The 22,149-nt window shown below is 62.1% G+C and carries 16 protein-coding genes and 2 pseudogenes; 7 read left to right on the forward strand and 11 right to left on the reverse strand.

Annotated features, from left to right (window positions below; translation table 11 throughout):
• The first annotated feature begins 4 nt into the window (after nt 1–4).
• From NKH36_RS03395 to NKH36_RS03410, 4 genes are all read left to right on the forward strand, one after another.
• The gene (locus tag NKH36_RS03395; RefSeq protein WP_352960044.1) at nt 5–979 is read left to right on the forward strand and encodes a methyltetrahydrofolate cobalamin methyltransferase; all 975 of its coding nucleotides are present in this window, start codon (nt 5–7) and stop codon (nt 977–979) included.
• Nucleotides 930–3,059 (forward strand): ASKHA domain-containing protein, encoded by a 2,130-nt coding sequence (locus NKH36_RS03400; protein WP_352960629.1) that lies wholly within the window; start codon nt 930–932, stop codon nt 3,057–3,059. The genes NKH36_RS03395 and NKH36_RS03400 overlap by 50 nt, the downstream gene beginning before the upstream one ends.
• A 189-nt stretch (nt 3,060–3,248) precedes the next feature.
• The gene (locus NKH36_RS03405) at nt 3,249–3,434 is read left to right on the forward strand and encodes a hypothetical protein (protein WP_352960046.1); all 186 of its coding nucleotides are present in this window, start codon (nt 3,249–3,251) and stop codon (nt 3,432–3,434) included.
• A 263-nt stretch (nt 3,435–3,697) separates the two neighbouring features.
• Nucleotides 3,698–4,681 carry an alpha/beta hydrolase gene (locus tag NKH36_RS03410; RefSeq protein ID WP_352960048.1) on the forward strand — a complete coding sequence of 328 codons (984 nt, stop codon included), beginning with the start codon at nt 3,698–3,700 and terminating at the stop codon, nt 4,679–4,681.
• Nucleotide 4,682: 1 nt separating this feature from the next.
• Here NKH36_RS03410 and NKH36_RS03415 read toward each other — a convergent pair whose 3' ends face one another.
• A complete protein-coding gene (locus tag NKH36_RS03415; RefSeq protein ID WP_029351948.1) occupies nt 4,683–5,582 on the reverse strand; it encodes a LysR substrate-binding domain-containing protein in 900 nt (299 codons plus the stop codon).
• 230 nt (nt 5,583–5,812) lie between these two features.
• On the opposite strand from NKH36_RS03415, the gene NKH36_RS03420 reads away from it, so the two are divergent.
• The 3 genes from NKH36_RS03420 to NKH36_RS03430 all read left to right on the forward strand — a co-directional run bounded on the left by NKH36_RS03420 (nt 5,813) and on the right by NKH36_RS03430 (nt 7,773).
• The gene (locus NKH36_RS03420) at nt 5,813–6,001 is read left to right on the forward strand and encodes a hypothetical protein (RefSeq protein ID WP_029351950.1); all 189 of its coding nucleotides are present in this window, start codon (nt 5,813–5,815) and stop codon (nt 5,999–6,001) included.
• 345 nt (nt 6,002–6,346) lie between these two features.
• Nucleotides 6,347–6,481, forward strand: a complete 135-nt coding sequence (locus tag NKH36_RS03425) for a hypothetical protein (protein ID WP_352960050.1) — start codon at nt 6,347–6,349, stop codon at nt 6,479–6,481.
• Between the two features lie 290 nt (nt 6,482–6,771).
• Complete coding sequence (locus NKH36_RS03430; RefSeq protein ID WP_029351952.1) at nt 6,772–7,773, forward strand: GlxA family transcriptional regulator; 1,002 nt, start codon at nt 6,772–6,774, stop codon at nt 7,771–7,773.
• A gap of 50 nt (nt 7,774–7,823) precedes the next feature.
• Here the strand turns inward: NKH36_RS03430 and NKH36_RS03435 are convergent, their stop codons facing one another.
• The 10 genes and pseudogenes from NKH36_RS03435 to NKH36_RS03480 form a co-directional block, all read right to left on the reverse strand.
• Nucleotides 7,824–8,672: a DUF1194 domain-containing protein gene (locus tag NKH36_RS03435; RefSeq protein ID WP_352960052.1), complete on the reverse strand. Its 849-nt coding sequence runs from the start codon at nt 8,670–8,672 to the stop codon at nt 7,824–7,826.
• A gap of 228 nt (nt 8,673–8,900) precedes the next feature.
• Complete coding sequence (locus NKH36_RS03440; protein ID WP_352960054.1) at nt 8,901–11,462, reverse strand: GcvT family protein; 2,562 nt, start codon at nt 11,460–11,462, stop codon at nt 8,901–8,903.
• Nucleotides 11,463–11,695: 233 nt separating this feature from the next.
• Nucleotides 11,696–12,921: pseudogene (locus NKH36_RS03445) on the reverse strand (hypothetical protein).
• A 21-nt stretch (nt 12,922–12,942) separates the two neighbouring features.
• On the reverse strand, nt 12,943–14,415 hold the full coding sequence (locus tag NKH36_RS03450) for an aspartate aminotransferase family protein (RefSeq protein ID WP_352960056.1): 1,473 nt from the start codon (nt 14,413–14,415) through the stop codon (nt 12,943–12,945).
• 23 nt (nt 14,416–14,438) lie between these two features.
• Nucleotides 14,439–15,446 carry an NAD-dependent epimerase/dehydratase family protein gene (locus NKH36_RS03455; RefSeq protein ID WP_352960058.1) on the reverse strand — a complete coding sequence of 336 codons (1,008 nt, stop codon included), beginning with the start codon at nt 15,444–15,446 and terminating at the stop codon, nt 14,439–14,441.
• On the reverse strand, nt 15,443–15,892 hold the full coding sequence (locus tag NKH36_RS03460) for an EamA family transporter (RefSeq protein WP_352960060.1): 450 nt from the start codon (nt 15,890–15,892) through the stop codon (nt 15,443–15,445). Before NKH36_RS03460 ends, NKH36_RS03455 begins: the two co-directional genes overlap by 4 nt.
• 121 nt (nt 15,893–16,013) lie before the next feature.
• A complete protein-coding gene (locus NKH36_RS03465; RefSeq protein WP_352960062.1) occupies nt 16,014–17,366 on the reverse strand; it encodes an FAD-binding oxidoreductase in 1,353 nt (450 codons plus the stop codon).
• A 2-nt stretch (nt 17,367–17,368) separates the two neighbouring features.
• Nucleotides 17,369–18,803 (reverse strand): annotated as a pseudogene (locus NKH36_RS03470) (UbiA family prenyltransferase).
• Between the two features lie 265 nt (nt 18,804–19,068).
• The gene (locus tag NKH36_RS03475) at nt 19,069–19,332 is read right to left on the reverse strand and encodes a hypothetical protein (RefSeq protein WP_352960064.1); all 264 of its coding nucleotides are present in this window, start codon (nt 19,330–19,332) and stop codon (nt 19,069–19,071) included.
• A gap of 168 nt (nt 19,333–19,500) precedes the next feature.
• Nucleotides 19,501–21,990, reverse strand: coding sequence for a mechanosensitive ion channel domain-containing protein (locus tag NKH36_RS03480; RefSeq protein ID WP_352960066.1), 2,490 nt, complete (start codon nt 21,988–21,990; stop codon nt 19,501–19,503).
• Between the last annotated feature and the right edge of the window lie 159 nt (nt 21,991–22,149).

Raw genomic sequence — 22,149 nt, forward strand, 5'->3', positions numbered from 1 at the left:
TTTCATGACCCGGACGATCGTCGCCTCGGCGACACGAGAAATCATCATCGGCTTCGACCAGCCCTTCTGCGTGATTGGTGAGCGCATCAATCCGACCGGGCGCAAGAAGCTCGCGGCCGAGATGATCGCGGGCAATTTCGATACCGTCATCAGGGACGCGCTGGAACAGGCCGCCTGCGGCGCGACTATGCTCGACGTCAATGCAGGCGTCACCTCGGTCAACCCGAACGAGACCGAACCCGGCCTGCTGGTGCAGACGCTGGAGATCGTGCAGGGGCTGGTCGATCTGCCGCTGTCGATCGACAGTTCGGTGACCGCCGCGATCGAAGCGGCGCTCAAGGTCGCCAAGGGCCGGCCGCTGGTCAATTCCGTCACCGGCGAGGAAGAAAAGCTCGAAGCCATCCTGCCGTTGATCAAGAAATACAATGTTCCGGTCGTCGCCATTTCCAACGACGAGACAGGCATTTCGATGGATCCGGATGTGCGCTTCGCCGTCGCCAAGAAGATCGTCGAGCGCTGCGCCGATTTCGGCATTCCGGCGCATGACGTGGTCGTCGATCCGCTGGTCATGCCGATCGGCGCGCTGGGCGATGCCGGCCGCCAGGTCTTTGCCCTCCTGCGCCGGCTGCGTGAAGAGCTCAAGGTCAACACCACCTGCGGCCTGTCAAACATCTCGTTCGGCCTGCCGCACCGCCACGGCATCAATGCTGCCTTCATCCCGATGGTGATCGGCGCCGGCATGACCTCGGCGATCATGAACCCGGTGCGGCCGCAGGAGATGGAAGCGGTGCGCGGCGCCAACGTGCTGAACGGCACCGACGAGAACTGCACCAACTGGATCAGGACCTACAAGGACTACAAGCCGGCCGAAGGCGGCCAGGCGATCGCGGCGCCCACACAAGTCAATGCGCCGGGCGAAGGCAATGGCAATGGCGGCCGCCGGCGCGGCGGCCGTGAAGCCCGGATGGCCCGAGGATAAGCGCGCAATCGTGAACTCTCCTGCCAACATCACCGATCCGCTCGTGCTGTTCATGCCGTCCGGCAAGCGCGGGCGGTTTCCGGTCGGCACGCCGGTGCTCGATGCCGCACGCCAGCTCGGCGTCTATGTCGAGAGCGTGTGCGGCGGACGCGCCACTTGCGGGCGCTGCCAAGTCGAGGTGCAGGAAGGCAATTTCGCCAAGCACAAGATCGTCTCTTCCAATGACCACATCTCGCCCAAGGGCGCCAAAGAGGAGCGCTATGAACGCGTGCGCGGCCTTCCCGAACGCCGCCGGCTGTCCTGCTCGGCGCAGATCCTCGGCGATCTCGTCGTCGACGTGCCGCAGGACACGGTCATCAACGCGCAGACCATCCGCAAGGACGCCGACACCAGGGTCATTGCCCGCGATTCGGCAATCCACATGTGCTATGTCGAGATCGAAGAGCCCGACATGCACAGGCCGCTAGGCGATCTCGATCGCCTGAAGATCGCGCTGATGAACGACTGGGGGCTCAAGAGCCTCGATTTCGATTTCCATCTGCTGCCGCAGGTGCAAGGCATCTTGCGCAAAGGCAATTGGACCGCGACCGCCGCCATTCACAAGGATGCCGACAGCGAGACCGCGCGGGTCATCTCTTTGTGGCCCGGCCTCAAGAACGAGGCCTACGGGCTTGCCTGCGATATCGGTTCGACCACCATCGCCATGCATCTGGTGTCGCTGCTGTCGGGCCGCGTCGCCGCCTCGTCGGGCACGTCGAACCCGCAGATCCGCTTCGGCGAGGATCTGATGAGCCGCGTTTCCTATGTGATGATGAACCCGGACGGTCGCGAAGGCATGACGGTCTCGGTGCGCGAGGCGATCTCGGGTCTCGTCGACAAGGTTTGCGCGGAAGGCAACGTCCAGCGCAACGACATCCTGGATTCCGTCTTCGTCGGCAATCCGATCATGCACCATCTGTTCCTCGGCATCGACCCGACCGAACTCGGCGGCGCGCCCTTCGCGCTGGCCGTCTCGGGTGCCGTGCACATCAAGGCGTCGGATATCGGCCTGAAGCTCAACCAGGGCGCCAGGCTCTACATGCTGCCTTGCATCGCCGGCCATGTCGGCGCCGATGCGGCCGCGGTGACACTGTCGGAGGGCCCTCACCGCCAGGACGAGATGATGCTGATCGTCGACGTCGGCACCAATGCCGAGATCGTGCTCGGCAATCGCCAGCGGGTCGTGGCGGCCTCCTCGCCCACCGGTCCGGCCTTCGAGGGCGCGGAAATCTCGGGCGGCCAGCGCGCCGCTCCCGGCGCCATCGAGCGCGTCCGCATCGATCCCGACACACTGGAGCCGAAATACCGCGTCATCGGCTCGGAACTGTGGTCCGACGAACCCGGCTTCCTCGACAGCGTGCAGGCAACCGGCGTCACCGGTATCTGCGGCTCAGGCATCATCGAGGTGGTCGCCGAAATGTATCTGGCCGGCATCATCTCCGAGGACGGCGTCGTCGATGGCGGGCTCTCCGCCCGCTCGCCGCGGGTCACCGCCAATGGCCGCACCTTCTCCTACGTGCTGAAGGAGGGCGAGCCCAGGATCACCATCACCCAGACCGACGTGCGCGCCATCCAACTCGCCAAGGCCGCGCTCTATGCCGGCACCAAGCTGTTGATGGAAAAGCAGCATACTGATCATGTCGACCGCATCCACTTCGCCGGCGCCTTTGGCTCGTTCATCGATCCGAAATACGCCATGGTGCTGGGACTGATCCCCGACTGCGATCTCGACAAGGTCTCGGCCGTCGGCAACGCCGCCGGTGCCGGCGCGCGCATGGCACTCTTGAACCGCGGCTATCGCCGCGAGATCGAGGAAACGGTGAGCCGGATCGAGAAGATCGAGACCGCGCTGGAGCCGAGATTCCAGGAGCATTTCGTCTACGCCATGGCGCTGCCGAATAAGGTCGACCCGTTCCCGAAGCTATCGGCGGCTGTGAAACTGCCGCCGCGCAAGACCGTCAGCGAGGACGGCATTGCCGGCGATGCCGCCCCGCGGCGGCGTTCGCGCGAGGGCCACGCGGCGCGGCGCGGCCGCGGGTAGTATCCCGATGCTAAAAGCTGCACTTCGCCCTCATTCTCGTTTGTATGCAAATGTTTCCGGATCAGCCTAAACTGAAACAAGGCGCTGTTTTCGTGAAATCCACCAGATACATGTGCGGCGCATGTAACCGGCATCGAACGGCAGGCAGGAAATACTTTCGGCCGCCGCAGCACTCCAAGGGAGATGAAGATGTCGATGTTCGAAAGCCTCGGCCGCTATGGTGCGGCCATCAAGCACGCGCACAGCAGGAACAAGTCCGTCCGGGCCATGAACAGCCTACCGCCCGAAATTCAGAGGGACATCGGCTGGCCCGTGTCGCCGCGCGAAGACCCGCAGGTCACCTTCTCGGCCCTGCTTCTGGGTTCGGCGCGCTGATGACCTTCGCCAACAAAAGCAAGCTGCTGGCCAAGCGCCGGAGCCGTAATGCGGCTCCGGCGGCAAGCGACCGTTGGCTGCGCGCCGCACTGCTGCTCCGGCGCTGAGTGTTACGGCGAGCCACGCCCAGATGCTGGCCTTGATTGCCAGCCAGATCACACCGCCGTGTTGTCTCAGCGCAAATCTTGACATTCCGAGCGAAGGCACGATTTTCGATAGCGAGGGTTTCTCTTAGTCGGCTCAGCCGAAGTCCGTGTGTCCGCATGCCCAGTTTCAAAAGCCACGTCGTTTCCTTCGTGCTCAGGTATAGCCGCAAGAAAGCATTCTCCAGCCCGGAAAACCTGCAGCGCTGGATTGCCTACGCGCGCAAGACGGAGAACCATCAGCCGCCCGCATCGCTGCGATCGCGTTTCGAGATCGCGACTCGCAGCGTGGACGGCTTTCCCGTGTATGAGATCGCGCCAAAGACCGGCGAGCGAAAGCGAATCCTCTACCTGCATGGCGGCGCCTATGTCTTTCAAATCACGCCCTATCACTGGGGACTGATCGCGGATATGGCCAACCGGCTGGGCTTCGGCATCACGGTGCCGATCTATCCCATTGCTCCCGAACACGATTTCCACGCCATGTTCGGCATGGTCGGCAAGGTCTACCGTCAGATGCTCGACGAAACGGAAGCGCAGGACATCGTCTTCATGGGCGATTCCGCCGGCGGCAACATGGCCGTGGTGCTGACTATGATGGCCGCGGAAGCCTCCCTGCCCTTGCCGTCGCGCCATGTGCTGATTTCGCCCGGCCTCGACGTGTCGCTCGCCAACCCCGAAGTGTTCGAGGCAGAACGCTACGACCCCTGGTTGGGAATTCCTGGCGGGCTGGAGGCGGTCCGGCTCTATAGTGCCGGCATAGATCCCAGCGACTGGCGCATCAGTCCGCTTTACGGTGACCTCTCTGTGTTGCCGAAAACGCTGCTTCTGACCGGTTCGCGTGACATGCTGACCCCCGACAACCTAATCTTCGCGCAAAAGGCCCGTGCCGCCGGTGTGGAGATAGAGGTCGTGCACGAGCCAGGCATGTTCCACGTCTGGCCGCTGATCGACATGCCAGAAGCTCGGCGCGCGCGGGACAGCATCGTGACGTTTTTAACCAGCGACACCGAAAGCTATCACGCCAAAGCCGGCGAATTGGCGCTGCAAAAGACAGATCGCGGCGTCACCGCTCACAACCTGGCTACGCCGTTGCGATCCTGAATCAAAATTTCCCGGTTTCCCTGAACACTTCGAAGGTCGCGCGGATATGGTCGGCGACGGCCTTCACCGGCGCGCTGGCGTCCGGCGCCACGACCATGGCCAGATTGTAGGTGCCGATATCGGGCATGCCGTCCTTCGGGCAGAGCTCGACCATGTCGCTGCCGAGGAATGATTTCGGCAGCGGCGCCACCGCGAGGTCGGACATGATTGCCGCGCGCTGGCCGGCCGTATGCGCGCTCATGTAGGCGACGCGATAATTGCGGCCCTCTCGGCCGAGCGCCTCGAGCGCCCCGGCCCGCCAGGCGCAGCCCTCTTCCCACAAGGAGACCGGCAATGGCTCGCGCAGATGCGCGCAGCCGCCCTTGGCGCCGGCCCAGACGATCGGTTCAGTTAGCAGCACCTCGGCGCCGAGCGCGCTGGTCTTATAGGAATTGGTGAGCAGCGTGATGTCGAGCGCCCGGTCGTCCATGCGCCGGCGCAGATTGCTGCTCTGGTCGATGGTCACGTCGACCGCGATAGAGGGATGCGACTGCGCAAAACGCTTCAGCACATGCGGCAGCACGCGCTCGCCATAGTCATCTGGCGAACCGAGCCGCACAACCCCGACAATGTCGGGGATGATGAATTTCGACACCACCTCGCGGTTGATCGACAGAAGCCGGCGGGCGTAGCCGAGCAGCATCTCGCCATCCGTGGTCAGCGTCACTGAGCGCGCGTCGCGTGCGAACACCGAGCGACCGAGAATGTCCTCCAGCTTCTTGATCTGCATGGAAACAGCCGACGGCGTGCGGAAGACGGCATTGGCCGCGGTGGTGAAACTGCCGGTTTCGGCGATCGCCACAAAGGTGCGCAAGACGTCGAGATCGAGCAGCGGCAACGGATGATTGAGTGGGGCATTCATCGGGATCGACCTTCAATTTTTCTGATGCAAACTATCATTCCATTTCGTTTGATTGAACATCACTTTGGTGGGATAGTCAACTCCATCGAAGGCACACGTATCGAAAGCGGCCTTGAAACGACCCGAAACGGACCTGCAATCGACACGAAATGAAGCTGAAACAAACCTGGTGTAGCGCTTCGTATGCGGAGCGACCGGCAAATTGCCGGCTCAACGTAAAGGAGAATGAAATGTCCATCCTGTCATCTATCGGCCGCATCGCGACCGAATTCAGCGCGGCTCGCGCCCGCTACCAGACCGAACGCGCAATCCGCTCTCTGCCGATCGAACTGCAGAAGGATATCGGCTGGCCTGAAGCCGCCGACACCAAGACCGGCACGCGCTACGGCGTTGGATCCTGGGCTGGTGGAGCAAAATAGATCGTGTGTATTCCGTGTGTATTCAAAGCTGAAGGCCTGCCGCGTAGGACCATGCCCGGCAGGCCTTTTTGTTTGCAATCAAATGTCTTTTGAAGCCATGTCGCCGTTGCATGGCGCATATGAACAGGCTGCATAGCAGCCGACATTTCGAGCTAACGCCTTGTAAGTGATCACAAATCTTGGCAGTTGCCCAAATTTGTCGCATTCGGTGTCGCTTTTCATATCAAGTGCTTCGCTTTTGCGATTTAGTTTCCCCTCACGTAAGCCTATATCAGCGCCAGCCAACGAGCTGCCCCACTCCATCAAGCGAAGGCGACCCGTCTGAGCAACCGAATGGAGATGATGATGAAGCTTTTTGCCCGCCTTTTTTCACGCCGTGAAATGAACCTGACGACCGCGCTGGAGCGCCAGCGCCTTGCCAACACCATGCCGGGCCAGACCGGCGCCATGGCTGCCGCGCGCCTCGGCTTCGTCGCCTGATCTGACAAGCTCGCAAGCGGCTCACTGCTGCTGCTTCGAAGTTGACCACAGCGCCGCTTCGGTTTTGCCGAGGCGGCGTATTCTGTCATGCGCCAACCATATGCGGCATACCTGCTTAATCCGGCGGCATGTTGGATCCGTCACCGCATAGCGATTGCCCATTTGCGACCCGTGTCGCAAATAAAGTCCTTCCGTTGCCGCCTAGCCGATTGACAGGAAAGGTTTTTCCTGATGTCGCTATGCTGATCGCGACATCCTGTTCGCGCCATTGCAGCGTGAGGGTTAACTCTGTGAACGTCGTAAATCATCCGATCAGGCGATCGTTTGTATTCTTCCTGGTCCCCGATTTCACCATGATCGCCTTTGCAACGGCGCTCGATCCGTTGCGCTCGGCCAACCGGATGCTCGGCTACGAGGCCTACCGCTGGCGGCTCGCCAGCATCGACGGCAAGCCGGTGCGCGCCTCGAACGGCGTCGAATGCGCCGTCAACACCTCGCTGGAGGATGAACGCAAGAAGATGTCCGGCCCCGAACGGCCTAACATGGCGGTCGTTTGCAGCGGCATCAATGTCGAGCGCTACCAGAACAGATCGGCCTTCGCTTGGCTGCGCGAGGAATACAACCGCGGCGTCGCCATCGGCGGCTTGTGCACTGGCGCACATATACTGGCCGCCGCCGGCCTGTTGTCCAACAAGCGCTGCGCCATTCATTGGGAGAACCTGCCGGGCTTTTCCGAGGCGTTCCCGAAGGCCAATGTCTTTGCCGACCTTTTCGAAATCGACCAGAACATCTACACCTGCGCCGGCGGCACCGCGGCGCTCGACATGATGCTGAAGCTGATCGGCGACGATTTCGACGACAACCTCGTCAACCGGGTGTGCGAGCAGGTTTTGACGGACCGCGTACGCAGCCCGACCGATCGCCAGCGCCTGCCGCTGCGTGCGCGCCTTGGCGTGCAGAACTCCAAAGTGCTGACCATCATCGAATTGATGGAAGCAAACCTGTCCGAGCCGCTGTCGCTGATCGAGATCGCCGATCATGTCGACCTGTCGCGCCGCCAGATCGAGCGCCTGTTCCGCACCGAAATGGGACGATCCCCTGCCCGCTATTATCTGGAAATCCGCCTCGACCGGGCCCGGCACTTGCTGATCCAATCATCGATGCCGGTGGTCGAAGTGGCAGTCGCTTGCGGCTTCGTCTCCGCCTCGCATTTCTCGAAATGCTACCGCGAGCTCTATGCGCGCTCGCCGCAGCAGGAGCGCGTCGATCGCAAGCAATTGCTGGTCGCGTAGACAAGGCAATATCTTGAATGTGTGGCCGCCGGCGGGGAATGCTCGCCACTCTAGCGGCTGTCGAACATCCAGCTTCGGTCGCGCCACATTTTCTCGCCGACCTGACAGTCGGTGGCCGGCATGTCTTGCGCCAGCACCACCGGCGGATGCGCCGCTTCTTCCGCCGCCCATTGCTGTGAGGCAGGCCCGGCAAGCTCGAGCACCAGCTTGCGGCGGATCGCTTCGGGAAACTGCGTCCACTCATTGACCGGGATCATGAACGCGCCGGGCCCACCGATGACGCAGTCGGTGTAGTAGCGGTCGAGATAGTTGACGTCGTAGACGCTGGTGAAGCCGTTCCGGGTCATCAGCGGCAGGCCGTTGATAGTGATGCCTTGCTTGACCAACCCGTCACGAACCACGTCGACGGGAGCACCTTGATTGTTGGGGCCGTCGCCTGAAATGTCGATGACGCGCTTGATGCCCTGAAAGCCGCTTTCGGCGAAGAGATCGCTGCCGAATTGCAAGGCACCGGAAATCGAGGTTCGCCGGGCGCTGTTGGGCGCATGGGCGGAGAGCTGTTCGACCACCCGCTCGGCGTCGGCACGATTGGCGATCACCGTCCACGGCACGATGACATGCTGCCAGGTCGTGCCGGCCCATTCGACATAGGTGACGGCAATCTTGCCATAGGCGCCATCAGCGATGGCCTGCAGTACCGTGTCGTGCGTCAGCGCCGCGACATAGCCGCGCCGCTGGATTTCGAGTTCCGCCGGCGACATCGACAGCGAAACGTCGACCGCCAGCACCAGTTCGATGTCGACGGGTTCGGCGGCGCGGGATTCCGGCGCCAGCCCCAGCATCAGCGCCAGTGCAGCGGCGCCTGAAAGGAGATGTCCTGCACGAGGAAAAGCAGACATGCCGCAAGGTAAGCGATAATCGTCGCGCCACAAAGCGAAAAGCCCAGCGCCGGGCTAATACATGTCGCCCAAAAATGCGCAGCGGTTTTGGGGTAACGACATGCATAAAAACAAGAACTTAAAGCGCGTCGCATGACTCCCCTCAGACGCGACACGCTTTAAGTCTTTGCGTTCACATTTTTGCGAGTCCGCCTCTCACCGTCCATTGTGGAAGCAGATAACCAGCGCTTAGCTGCGTGGATTGAGGTTCTCCGGATCGTAGAGCGGTCTGTAGCCGACAGCGGCCACTTCGACCGGGTATTTCTCGCCGAAATGTTCGACAGTCAGCTTGCGGCCCTCCTGGCAATACGCCCAGGGCAGATAGGCGAGCGCAATGTTCTTGCCGATGGTCGGGCCGTAGGCAATCGAGGTCGTGAACGACCGGCGGCCGAGTTCGTCGACCAGCGTCTCACCCGTTTGCGGGTCCATCACCGGCATCGTGCCGACGGGATAACGGGCAACCCCTTTGGGGTCGACATTGTCCGTCATGACAAGCGTGCAAAGCATGGCCGGCTGATGCGCGCGGGCGCGATATTCCAGATGCTTTGCCTTGCCGCTGAAATCAGCTTCCTTGACCTTCGGTCGGGCAAGATCGGCCTCCAGCAGATTGTACTCGGTCAGAAGGTCGGCATTCTGCAGGCGCAGGCTCTTCTCCATGCGGCGGCTGTTGGCATAGGTCTCGACGCCAAACGCCATCACGCCGGTCGAACGCAATGCGTCCCATACGGCCAGGCCGTCTTCGTATCGCATGTGCAGTTCCCAGCCCTGCTCGCCGACATAGGAGATGCGGAAAGCGGTCACGTCCTTGCCGGCGATCCTGACAGGCTTGATCGCCGCAAAGGGGAAATTCTCTGGCGTCAGGCCATCCGGCTCTTCCACTACCTTGCTCAATGTTGCCCGGGCGTTCGGACCCCAGATGCCGACGGTCACGTACTTCTCAGTCACATCGGTGATGGTGACGTCGAACCCTTTGTCTTCTGCCGTCCGCCGCATGTAGTGGAAGTCGCGCGGGCCCGCATCGGCGCCGTCGATGACACGGCAGCGATCGGCCATCCGGATGACGGTCAGGTCGGCGCGCACCATGCCTTCATCGTCGAGGAAATGCGTGTAGATCCCTTTGCCGATATTGCCGTCGCCGCCGATCTTGGCCGCGCACAGCCATTCCATCAGCGCGACATGATCCGGGCCCTCCACGTCGTACATGGCGAAATGCGACAGATTGACGATGCCGCAATCCTCGCTCATGGCGAGATGCTCGGCATTGGAGACACGCCAGAAATGGCGGTTGTCCCACTCGTTTTCGCGCACTGGCACCCGGTTGCCGTATTTCTCGAGCAAATGCTCGTTGGCTGCATAGCCATGGGCGCGCTCCCAGCCGCCCAGTTCCATGAAATAGCCGCCGAGTTCCTTCTCTCGCTCCCAGAACGGTGAGCGGCGGACGTTGCGGGCCTTGGAGAACGGCTCGCGCGGATGGACCGCCGGGTTGTAGACCTTCATCGCCGTTTCGGTGCAGCGGTCCCAGATGAACTGCTCTTGAGTCTGGTGCTGATAGAAGCGCGAATAGTCGATGGCGTGGTGGTCGATCGACGTCCGGCCGTCCGTCATCCAGTCGGCGATGAGCTTGCCCATGCCGGGGCCGTCCTTGACCCAGATCGCGACGGCATACCAGAGGCCCCGCACCTTCTGGCTCTCGCCCATGGAGGGGCCTCCGTCTGCCGTCACCTGCAGAAGCCCGTTGAAGGAATGGCTCTCATTGTAGCCCAGTTCGCCCAGGATCGGCGTCAGTTCCATGGCGCGCTCGAGCGGCGCCAGGATCTGTTCCATGTCGAGGTCGCGCTGCGAGGGCGAAAGACGCGCCTGGTTCTTCTCCAGAAGGTCGCGCGGATGGCAAAGGCGCGGATTGGTCTCTTCGTAATAGCCCCACTCGATCTGCCCGCCTTCAGCGGTTTTGGGATCGCCGGTGTCGCGCATGTAAGCCGAGTTGCCCTGGTCGCGCAGCAGCGGCCAGCCGATCTCCTTGCCGGTGCCGGCGAACTCGGTACACGGCCCGAAGAAGGTGAGCGGATGGTCGATCGGCATGACCGGCAGGTCCTCGCCCACCATTTCCGAGATCAACCGGCCCCAGATTCCCGCGCACACAATCACGTAATCGGCTTCGACGGTGCCGCGATCAGTCACCACGCCCTTGATGCGACCATTCTCGACGATAAGCGACCTGGCCGGCGTGTTCGCGAATGCCTTGAGTTTGCCGGAGGCTTCCGCCTGGTCGACCAGCTTGCCGGCGACCGTTTGCGAGCGCGGGATGACGAGACCGGCATCGGGATCCCATAGGCCGCCCTGCACCATCTCTTCTTCGATCAGCGGGAACTTCAGCTTGATCTCGGCCGGTTCGATCAGGCGGGCACGCGTGCCGAAAGCCTTTGCCGAGGCGATCTTGCGCTTGATCTCCTCCATGCGGGCGTCGTCGCCAACGCGGGCGACCTCAAGGCCGCCGATGCGGGCGTAATGGCCCATCTTTTCGTAGAAATCGATGGAGTAGAGCGTCGTCCAGCAGGACAGGAAATCATGGCTGGTCGTGTAGCAGAAGTCGGAGGCGTGCGCTGTCGAGCCGATATCGGTCGGGATGCCTGATTTGTCGATGCCGACGATGTCGTCCCATCCGCGCTCGATCAGGTGGTGGGCGACCGATGCACCGACAATGCCGCCCAGCCCGACGATGACGACCTTCGCCTTTTCCGGAAACCCTGCCATTGCCCGCGACTCCAAAATGCTGCTGCGGGCCTAGGCGCCCGCTTGATCGGCGCACAATATGCAGGCGACGGCCATCGTGCTACCGCCTGTTTGCGACACGCTGCAGGTGCGGCGCGACCCCGGCGTATGCCCCCGAAAAATCGGAACCGATTTTCGCTGGGATCATGCGCAGAAACTAGTTTGAGATCAGCTGCCTCAAGGGAAAATGATGCGCGCCAGGCTGGAGACGGAACTCATGGTTTATCGACAGGAGGGAGGTGCAACATTGCGGGGCGACACCCTTTGATGTTCGCCCACAGCGCCATCAAGGGGCTGGCGAGCAGCAGGAACGGCGGGATTAGGTTGGGAAAATAGATGCGGGTGTCGTGGATCGGGAAGACGGCGAACTTCGCCAGCACTCCGAGCACCAATGCCGCAAACAGGATGCCGGCGCGGCGGTCGAGCTTGAAGCCGGCGCGACTGGCTGCATACCACCCCGCCAGCGCCAGCACCGAGATGCCGACCCAGCTGTTCAGGCTGATGGCGCGGACCAGGGAGGCGGCAAAAGCCCGGAGATAGGCGGCAGCCGAGAACGGCGGATCGAAGCCGTCCATATTGTAGTGCTGCTCGATGCTGGAGAACCACAGATGCGGCCACCAGCCGGGATGCTGCGCCCAATGCGAGATGGCGAAATAGGCGGCCAGGGAAGCGGCGAAGCCGGCCAGCGCGCCCCACGCCTTTGGAAGGCGACCAGCAACATGGCGAAGACGGCAAGAAAGACGATGTTGTCGGGCCGCGCCATGAAGGCGAGGAAGAGCAGTATTGCGGTGGCCACCTCGCGACCGCGCACATAGGCAAAAAGCCCGCCGAGGAACAGCGCCGAGCACAGCAGATCCGGCGTCGCGGCGCGCGCCGCGTCGCCGAATTCAGCCATCATCAGCACCGCGCCGGCGACCGGCGCCAGCGCCAGCGCGCCTTCGGACCGCAGCCAGAGCAGCGCGATCGCGCCGAACAGCAGCACCGACAATACCTGTAACAGCCGCATCGCCTCGACTGGCGACATCACCGAACTCATTATCGAAAGGATCTCGGCGTAGAGGAACTTGACCCGATACATGCCGAGCAACGAATGGAAGTCGACGGCATTTCCGGCCATATGGCTGCGGAAGCCGCCGCCATCATCGATCAGTGTCTTGTAGTCGCTCGCCGACACACCGTCCCTAACCGTGCCATAGGCATAGTCGTGCAGCACCTGCACATCGCGATAGGTGCCCTCCTCGGCGATCGCCAGATAGGGCAGCATGTCCCAATTGGCGTCGGGCATGAACCATGCCGTCACGGCGGCCAACAGGATGTAGAGCACAAAGCTCGCCGCTCCGATCGGCGCGGCAAGACGCGCATAGGTGCCCTCGCCCCATGCCAGACCGGCCTCGGTGAGCCGGTCGAGCAGGTTTGTCGGAACGGGAGATTTGGTCAGCATGGTTTCGCTCAGCGGACCTGGCTAGCGGACCTGGCTTTTGACGAAATCCTTCACGATCGACACGATGCCGCGCGACAACAGGCTGTCGAGCGCCTCGACAAAGCGGTCGACATGTTCGCGCTGGCAGATCAGCGGCGGTTCGAGACGGATGACGTTGCGGTTGTACTCGGTGAAGGCAATGAGCACGTCGTAGTCGCGCAGCAGCAGCGCTCCAACGAAACCGGACAAGGATCCCTTCAGCTTCTCGTCGAGCACGCTGACCACCGGCCGCAGCACCATCGGCAGGGTCTGCGAAAAGTCGCGGAACTCCAGCCCGACCATCAAGCCTTTGCCGCGGACCTCCTTGATGATCTTCGGATATTTCTCCCTCAGCGCCTGCAGGCGTTGCAGGAGGTAGTCGCCGGTCACGGCGGCGTTGTCGATCAGCCCGTCGTCGTAAAGCACGTTGAGCGCCTCGATCGAGGTGACGCAGGCCTCGCCCATGCCGCCGAAGGTGGCCATGGCGTGGATCATCGCCGTCTTCGGCGTGCCATAGGCCTTCATGTAGATCTCGCGCCTGGCGATCATCGCGCCGACCGCGGCCTTGCCGCCGCCGAGCGATTTTGCCAGCGCCGTCACATCAGGAACGACGCCGTAATGCTCGAAGGCATAGAAGCGGCCGGAGCGGCCATAGCCGCACTGCACTTCATCGGCGACCCACAGCACACCGTACTGGTCGCACAGCGCACGCAGCTTCTGCCAGTATTCGGCAGGCGCCTGGATAATGCCGCCACCACCCTGGATGGTTTCGAGCACGATGACGCCGATCTCCGGGTCAGAGCGGAACGTGCGCTCGACCGCTTCGATGTCGGCGAACGGGATGCGCACGACGTTGTCGGCGACCTTGAAGTCGGCGCGGTAGAGCGCGCCGTCGGTGATCGCCAGCACGCCCTTGGTCTTGCCGTGGAAGGAATTCTCGGCATAGACGATTTTCGGCCGCTTCGGGCCCGCGGCGCGCTCGGCGAGCTTCACCGCCGCCTCCATGGCTTCCGAGCCGGACGAGCCCAGAAACACCATGTCGAGGTCGCCGGGCGAGCATTTGGCGAGATTGTGCGCCAGGGCGGCCGCATATTGCGACATGAAGGCGATGGCGATCTCCTGCCGCTTCTCGTCCTGGAACTTTTTACGCGCATCGAGAAGGCGCGGATGATTGTGGCCGAAGGCCAGCGAGCCGAAGCCGCCGAAAAAATCCAGGATCCTGCGGCCGTTCTGGTCGATGTAGAACATGCCTTCGGCGCGCTCGATCTTGATCTTGTGGAAGCCGAGCAGCTTCATGAAATGCAGCTGGCCGGGGTTGAGATGCGCCTTGAACAGGTCGGTCATGCGCGCGACGTCCATTTCCTTGGCCTGCTCGACGCTGATCAGATCAGGCTTGGCGGTGGTGGCGGGCGAAAGCGTCGGCGCACTGACCGTGGCGCGCGCAGTCGTGTGATCTGGCTTGGTCATGACGGTCATCTCGAGAGTCTCCTGCTGGCCCTTCATTCGGCGGGCACATGTTTGGCGGCGACGGCATGACCGTCTTTCTTGGCGCGGTATTCGCTGAAGGCGGCGATCAGCATGTCCTCGTCACGATATTGCGGCACCCAGCCGAGCTGGCGTTCGGCCTTGGACACGTCGAGCACGCAATCCTCGTCGGCGATCAGATACTGCTCCGGATCCATGATCGGCATGTTCAAGAGGTCGAGCAGGTCGAGCGTGCGCTTGACCGCCCAGCCCGGTGTGGGGATCAGGATCGAGTTTGAACCGGCGTGCCTGATCAGGTCGCCGAGCAATTTCCTGACCGGCGGCGGGTTGAGCGAGCCGAGATTATAGGCCTCATCAGGCACTCCAGCCTTCCAGGCAGCGCGCGCCGCCTCAGCGCAGTCGAACACCGAGATGAACTGATAGGGGTTCCTGCCCGAGCCGATCATCGGCACCGGAAGGTTCCAGTCGATCAGCTTGAACAGCTTTTCGAGGACGCCGAGGCGGCCGGGGCCGATGATCAGGCGCGGCCGGAATAGCGAGATCGACATGCCGCGCTTGCGCCATTCTGCGGCCAGTTCCTCGGTCTTCTGCTTCGACCAGCCATATTCGCCGAGCGGCGCGACCGGGTGCTCCTCGGTCATCGGTTGGGTGACCGTGTGGCCGTAGATCATGTCGGTCGTGTAATGGACGAGCTTGGGCGCGCCGGCTCTGTCCATCGCCTGCATGATGTGCTCGGTGCCGTGGAAATTCACCGGAAAGAAGAACTCGTGGCGCTTGGCGCGCACCTGGATCGGCGACAGCATTTTCGCTGACAGATTGTAGACCATGTCGTCGGCCTTCAGCCCGACCGAAGCGACCGAGGCCGGATCGGTGACGTCGCACCTGACATATCGGACCGAACGGTAATGCGGCAGGTCGCTCCTGGCGATGTCGGCGACGACCACCTCCTCGCCGTCGGTCAGAAGTTTCGGGGCAAGGTGGCGGCCGACGAAACCGTCGCCGCCAAAGATCACATGTCTCATCGAACGACCCCGCTGGTGTGTATCTTGTCGGGGGAAACGGAAGCGGTCTCGCCCTCGTGTCCCTGATCACCCAAGTCCCGGCCACTTTGGGCGATCAGCACCGTGCCGACGCAGATGAAAGCGATGCCGGCGACACGCCAGGCATTGAGGTCTTCGCGGAAGATGAAATAGGCGAAGACCGCAACCGCGACATAGGCGAGACTGAGGAACGGATAGGCGAAGCTAAGCTCGACCTTCGACAGCACATAGAGGTGCGACGCCATCGAGATGACAAAGGTGCACAGGCCGAGGAAAACCCAAGGGCTGAAGACAATCTGCAATAGATTCAGCAACGGATTGGTGCCCTCGAAGGAGATCGGACCGAGCGACATCATGCCTTGCTTCAGCATGAGCTGCGCAGCGGCATTGGTCATGACCGTGAACAGAATGAAGACGATGTATCTCATGTTCCTTACGCCAACCCTTCAGCCGTTCTATTACAAACCTGCAAACATTTCGTGAAGCACAAAACGTTCTACGCAAATATTGGCCTTATCGATCCGCTAACCACGACCTATTCTAATTTATCTATTCTGCGGCTTCGGCGGTTTCGTGCCGAGCTTCGAGTTTTTTTGCCGTCCGCCCCCAGAAACTCGACATGAAGGCGGGGTCGCGGATGGCTTCGAGGCTTTGCCATTCCGGAAAGGAAGCGGCGAAAACGTCGACGCCCATGCGAGCGTCCTTGTAAGGATTGACTGCGCCACCGGCCTCGACTGTGATCTGGTCGAGCTCCTTCAGCAGCGCCAGCGTCGCCCGGCCACGGTTGGGAAAATCCAGCGTCAGCGTGAAACCCGGTCGTGGGAACGACAGCAGTGCCGGCGAGCAAATCGAGCCGAAGCGCTTCAGAACCGTGAGGAACGAGCCCTGCCCCGCCCGCTTTGCCGCCGCAAGCAGCGCCGGCACGGCCCGGCGCGCGGCCTCTTCCGGCACCACGCTCTGATGCTGGAAAAGCCCGTTCGGTCCGTAGAGCCGGTTCCAGTTACCGACGCCGTCGAGCGGAAAGAAAAAACCCTGGTAGCCGACCTGGCGCGGCGCCGTGGACCGGCCTTTCTTCCACCGGTAGGCGGCATTGAAGGCAGTCAGGAACGGCCGGTTGAGCACGTTGAACGGCGGCTGGAACGGCACCGAAAGATTTCCGCCGGCACGCAAGGCCACATGGGAGCCATGCTCGGCGTGATTGCCGGTGAACAGCAACCCGCGCCCGCGGCCGTGGCAGCCGGCAAGCTGGTCGATCCAGGCGACGACGTATTCGTTGGCCTGGTCGGCCGCTTCCGCAAGCTCGAAGAATTCGCCGAGGTCGCGGAACGGCGTCGCCTTCTCGACGATATCGAGCGATGGCACCCGCATCAGCCGGATCGATGCGGACAGGATCAGTCCGGTCAGCCCCATGCCGCTGATCGTCGCCGCAAACAGGCGTTCATTGTCGGTGGCCGAGCAGTAATGGGCCTGTCCGTCCGATCTGAGCAGCATGAAGGATTCGACATGGCGGCCGAAGGTCCCGCGCCGGTGATGGTTCTTGCCGTGAACATCATTGGCGATGGCGCCGCCGAGCGTGACGAACTGTGTGCCCGGAACGACCGCCGGAAAGAAGCCGTATTGCGCTGCATGGGCGATGATTTCGGACAGAAGAACGCCGGCCTCGGCCTCGATCACGCCGGTCTCGGCATTGAAGGCAAGAATCCTGTCCAGCGGCCGCATATCGACGACCGTGCCGGCCCCATTCTGGCAGGAATCGCCGTAGGAGCGGCCATTGCCATAGGCGAGCAAGGCGTTTCTTGTCGTCTTGCCGCTCTTCAGCAGCGCAATAGCCTCGTCCGCCGGGATCACATCGAGTGCCGGCGGCGTGGCAAGGCCGAAGCTTTGGAATCGCTCCTTCGCCACGCCTACCAGCCTCCGGCGACCAGAAACACGGCACCGATGAGCACCACGATCTGACTGCGCCAGTCGCGGATGATGAAGACGACCGGATCGTCGTGCATCTCGTCGCGGCGGGCGAGGATCCAAACGCGTATGGTCAAGTAAAGCACGATCGGGGCCAGCGGCCAGACCAGCCACGGGTGGGGATAGAGTTCGCGCACCGCAACGCTGTCCATATAGAGCGCCAGCACCAGCGCCGAGGAAAAGGCCGAGGCCATGCCCGCCTGGGCAACGATCTCCTGGTCTTCGGTGCGGTAGCCGCGGCCGCCAATGCGTTCGCCGGCCGAAATGGCGGTCGTGCGCAGCTCGACGAAACGCTTCACCAGCGCCAGCGACAGGAAAAAGAAGATCGAGAAGGCCAGCAGCCAGAACGAGACGTCGACGCCGGTCGCCGCGGCGCCCGCCAGAACGCGGATCGTGTACAAACCGGCCAGCGTCAGCACGTCGATCAGCAGCATGCGCTTGAACGACAGCGAATAGGCGGTGGTGATGACTATGTAGCCGCCGAGCACGCCGAGGAATTCGATCGGCAGCAGAAGCCCTGCACCAACGCCTATTGCCAGCAGCACCATCATGGAACCGAGGCCGAACGGGATCGACAGCGCGCCGCTGGCGAATGGCCGGTTGCGCTTGGCCAGGTGTTTGCGGTCGAGCGCGAGATCGAAGAAATCATTGAGGATGTAGATGGCGGAAGCGACTGCGCTGAACGATACGAATGCCAGCAAGCATTTCCAGATCATGTCGGCGTTGAAGTATTCGTGCGACAGCACCATCGGCACCGCAATCAGCGAGTTCTTCAGCCACTGATGAACGCGCAACATCTTGACGATGGTTCTGAAAGTCGGCTGCGGCGCCGGCATCATTTCGGCATCGTGCGCGGCCTGCCAGCGCGCGGCATGACGGTCGGGCGCGACGACGATCGCCGTGCGAGCGGCGTCGAATACCCTAAGGTCGTGCCGGCTGTTGCCTGCATAGTCGAAGCCGCCATCGCCATAGGCGGCGACAAGCGAAGCGCGCTTTCTGCCTGAACTCATGTTGTGGGGGCCGTCGGTCGCTAGGACGCGATCGAATATCCCGAGATGTGCGGCGATCGCCTCGGCGAATTTGCGCGGCGTACCGGTCGCCAGCACGATCTGGCGGCCTTCCGCCATGTTCGGTGCGAAGGCGCTGAAGCAGCGCCTCGCGGTAAGGCAACGACGCGGGATCGATGTCGATGCGCCGAGCGATGGCCTGCTTCAACCGCGCCGGCCCGCCGGCGAGCCAGAACGGCACGAGGAAAATATAGAGCGGATTCTTCTTGAGAAGGATGAACAGGCCTTCCCACAACAGGTCCGTCGCGATCAGCGTGCCGTCGAGATCGACCGCAAGCGGAATTGCGTTCCTGTCCGACCGCGCGTCCATTTTCCGTTGCCCTGCCTAAAAGCGCTTGACCCCGAAAACCGATTTTTCGGAAAGGATCATGCGCCGATCCAAAACCCGCGCCGTGCTTAGGCGTCTTCGGCCCGATATATCGGGGAACAGCGCAGCGAACGTTAAAACGCCCAGCCTGGCTTGGTTTGCGTGACGGTATTTCCCCTTCATCGTTAAGTTTCGATGACCCGAAACGGTAAAAGGCCGGGCAGTTGCCCGGCCTTCGAAAACAAGTCGTCAACGTTGCTTGGCGCGGTTACTTGATGCGGGCGACGCCACCCGAGATTTCGATCGTTTCCGAACCGGTCAGCGCCTCGAGGTCGCCATTCGGCATGGTAACGAAACAGCCGGTCGGGCAGAATTCCGCGGTTTCGCCGGCGGCCAGCGCCAGCTCCGTCTTGCCACCGCCTTCGGTCACGACCAGTGTGCGGGTCTCGGCGTCCTTATTGGTCGCGCTGGCGGCGAAGGCTGAACCGTCCACGGCAAGAAAAGCGATGGCGGCGACGAGAGACTTCCACATTTGCAGTATCGGTGTTTCCACCGCCTCTGTTGCATTTCGCAAGGCATTCTCGCCCTTTGCATGTGAGCTTATATGAGATGCAAGCTGAACGGCAACTGAATGCCGCATTCATGCCGCAATTGCTTTTCGCTGTGCCGAGAGCCGGCATCAGCTGAATCTTGATAGATCCTAATCGGGATCCGGCTTGCGGACCTTACGCCCGGATCTAGCCAGGCGTTTCGCCTCGGCCACGGCTTCCGCCTTCGCTTGCTCCTGTTCGGCGAAATCGACTTCGATCTTGTCGTCATCGATCGGCCACGCCTCATGCTTCTTGGTCTCGACGACGGCGCGCGGCGCCGATGGAATTTCGATATGTTGGTCGGCGAACACATCGAGGACGGCAAACCGGATGTCGTTCTGCACGACGTTGCCGTTCATCACGTCGGCCAGGAACACGCGGATTTCGAATTCGAGAGCGGCCGGCCCGAAATTGGTGAACAGCACGAAGGGTTCGGGATTCTTCAGCACCAGCGGATGGCCGCGCGCAATCTCCAAGAGCGCAGCATGGGCCTGTTTTACGTCGCTGCCGTAGGCGACGCCGACCTTGATGTCGATGCGACCGAGCTTGTTGCGGTGCGTCCAGTTGCCGACGGCATTGTTGATCAGGTTTGAATTGGGCAGGATCACCGACTGCCGCTGGAACGTCTCGATCTCGGTAGCGCGAACACTGATCTTCTTGACCGTGCCGCTGATGTCACCGGCGACGATCCAGTCGCCGACCTTGAACGGCCGCTCGGCCAAAAGGATCAGACCGGAGACGAAGTTGGAGACGACATTCTGCAGGCCAAAGCCGATACCGAGGGACAGGGCGCCGGCGACAAGCGCCAGATTGGAGAGATCGATACCCGCCGCCGAGACGCCGACGAGTGCTGCGAGCGCGACGCCGGCATAGCCGACCGCCAGCCGGATCGAGTTGCGCACGCCGGTATCGACCTTGCCGCGCGCCATCACCGAGCCGTCGAGCCAGCCCTGGAACCAGCGCGTCAGGAAATAGCCGATGATGAAGACAACGATGCCGCTCAGGATTCCGGTCACCGAGATCGTCACCGAGCCGATGGTGAGGCCCGTCGCCAGCTTGTAGCCCCAGGCTTGGATGTCGCCGGGCTGGAAGCCCCACATCAACAGGATCAGCGGCAGGAATACGAGCACGATCATCAGGTTGATGGCGACGCTGACGACCAGGCCGAGCTGGTCGAGCGCGGACTCCTCATAACTGGAATTGGTCGATAGCCAGCGCCCGATCGACGTGTTGGCAAAGCCGCCCTCCTCGCTGATCGCCCGCGCCGACAGGAAGCCGATATAGGCGGTGACCAGAATGGTTCCGGTGACCACGACCTGCAGCGAGACGAAGATGGCGAGGCCGATATAGCCGAGCAACGCCGTGGCGATGGTGAAAGCGCCGAGCGCGACGGCCGTGTAGCGCAGCCACATCGGCCAGGGACGCCAGCTTCCGTCGGCGGCCTTGAACGGTTTCAGCAGCCCCATCAGGATCAGGATGACGCCGACGATAATGGTGGCGACAAAACTTCTGGCGATGGTCAGCGACAGCGGTGAGCCCATCTTGTCGTTGACGACCGACAGGAAATTGTTGACCCCGATCACCACCGCCATCGCGGTCGTCAGCCGCACCAGCCAGCGGGCCGGACCCGTTTCAACGGGTATGAGCCGCCAGTTCGGCAGCCGCGGCTCCAGCGCCGCATTGGCCAGCCGGTTGACGCAGAACACGACCGCGATGACCGCGACCAGCGCATTCAGGAAAACGCCAATGTCGCCGCGCAATACATTGTAGTAGTTGAAAAAGAAGACGGTCGAGACCAGGAAGACGCCAACCGCCAGCGTCGGCAGCAATGTCGACCAGAACGCCACCGACAGCCGGCTGAGATAGGAGGGATCTTCGACGGAAGGGTCAGCTTCGAAGACGCGCCCGAACAGGCGCCGCCCACCGACAAAAAGCACCGCCGCCAGGGAAAGTGCCGTCAAGGTCGCGGCCAGCACGGCCTGGAACTTGAACTTGAAGGCGAAGGTCAGCCAGGACGACACCGCCTTGTAGAAGCCGGCATATTCATCGTTGGCATCGGAAATGACCTTAGGGCTCAACGCATCGGATAGCACGTAGCGCTTGGTGAGCAGATTGCGAAACAGCTCGCTGCGCATGTTTGCGATCCTGTCGATGAGGCCGCTGATACGGATCGACAGATTTTGCGCCGCGGCGATGACAGCATTGATCTCGGCCTTTTCGGACGCCAGCGCCTGGCGTTCGCTGGTCACGATCTCGGGTTCGGGCGGCTGGCCCGCGGCCGGCGGCGCCCCGAGCTGATCGAGCCTTGCGTTGATCTCCGAAAGGCGCGGGCGGAAGGCAAGCGCACTGTTCAGCGCACCTCGTGACATTTCCTCGAGCTGCAGGCGGATATCGACAAGGCTGGCGTCGTCGTCACCGTCCTCCTGGATTTTCTTTTCGAGATTGTCGGTCCTCGTCGTCAGGTCCTGCAGGATTTTCTGCTGGTCGGCGACCACCCCGGAGGCAGCCTGGTCAAGCCCCTGCGCCGCCGCATCAAACGACAGCGGCGCCGAGGCAACGATCGCCAGGACCAGAACGAAGCGGAGCAGTCGGAAAAGCATGATCGTTTGGCGACTCACAGGCGGCAAGGCGTTCTAAAGCTCGTCCTTGATAAAGACGCTCATACCGGGGAGCAAGCCGTCCCGCTCTGCTCGTCGATCTCGGCGTCGGCCAGTCGAAAAGCGATGGCGCAATATTGGCTTTGCGGTAGCGGCCTGCTC

The sequence above is a fragment of the Mesorhizobium sp. M1312 genome, from assembly GCF_040318115.1.
GTDB lineage: Bacteria > Pseudomonadota > Alphaproteobacteria > Rhizobiales > Rhizobiaceae > Mesorhizobium.

Excerpts from the sequence above, each read along its gene's own strand:
- NKH36_RS03405 (WP_352960046.1), top strand. The coding sequence starts at position 3,249 with ATGTCGATGTTCGAAAGCCTCGGCCGCTATGGTGCGGCCATCAAGCAC.
- NKH36_RS03420 (WP_029351950.1), top strand. The coding sequence starts at position 5,813 with ATGTCCATCCTGTCATCTATCGGCCGCATCGCGACCGAATTCAGCGCG.
- NKH36_RS03400 (WP_352960629.1), top strand. The coding sequence starts at position 930 with ATGGCGGCCGCCGGCGCGGCGGCCGTGAAGCCCGGATGGCCCGAGGAT.
- NKH36_RS03450 (WP_352960056.1), bottom strand. The coding sequence starts at position 14,415 with ATGACCGTCATGACCAAGCCAGATCACACGACTGCGCGCGCCACGGTC.
- NKH36_RS03435 (WP_352960052.1), bottom strand. The coding sequence starts at position 8,672 with ATGTCTGCTTTTCCTCGTGCAGGACATCTCCTTTCAGGCGCCGCTGCA.
- NKH36_RS03475 (WP_352960064.1), bottom strand. The coding sequence starts at position 19,332 with ATGTGGAAGTCTCTCGTCGCCGCCATCGCTTTTCTTGCCGTGGACGGT.
- NKH36_RS03480 (WP_352960066.1), bottom strand. The coding sequence starts at position 21,990 with ATGCTTTTCCGACTGCTCCGCTTCGTTCTGGTCCTGGCGATCGTTGCC.
- NKH36_RS03395 (WP_352960044.1), top strand. The coding sequence starts at position 5 with ATGACCCGGACGATCGTCGCCTCGGCGACACGAGAAATCATCATCGGC.
- NKH36_RS03425 (WP_352960050.1), top strand. The coding sequence starts at position 6,347 with ATGAAGCTTTTTGCCCGCCTTTTTTCACGCCGTGAAATGAACCTGACG.
- NKH36_RS03410 (WP_352960048.1), top strand. The coding sequence starts at position 3,698 with ATGCCCAGTTTCAAAAGCCACGTCGTTTCCTTCGTGCTCAGGTATAGC.
- NKH36_RS03440 (WP_352960054.1), bottom strand. The coding sequence starts at position 11,462 with ATGGCAGGGTTTCCGGAAAAGGCGAAGGTCGTCATCGTCGGGCTGGGC.
- NKH36_RS03455 (WP_352960058.1), bottom strand. The coding sequence starts at position 15,446 with ATGAGACATGTGATCTTTGGCGGCGACGGTTTCGTCGGCCGCCACCTT.
- NKH36_RS03460 (WP_352960060.1), bottom strand. The coding sequence starts at position 15,892 with ATGAGATACATCGTCTTCATTCTGTTCACGGTCATGACCAATGCCGCT.
- NKH36_RS03415 (WP_029351948.1), bottom strand. The coding sequence starts at position 5,582 with ATGAATGCCCCACTCAATCATCCGTTGCCGCTGCTCGATCTCGACGTC.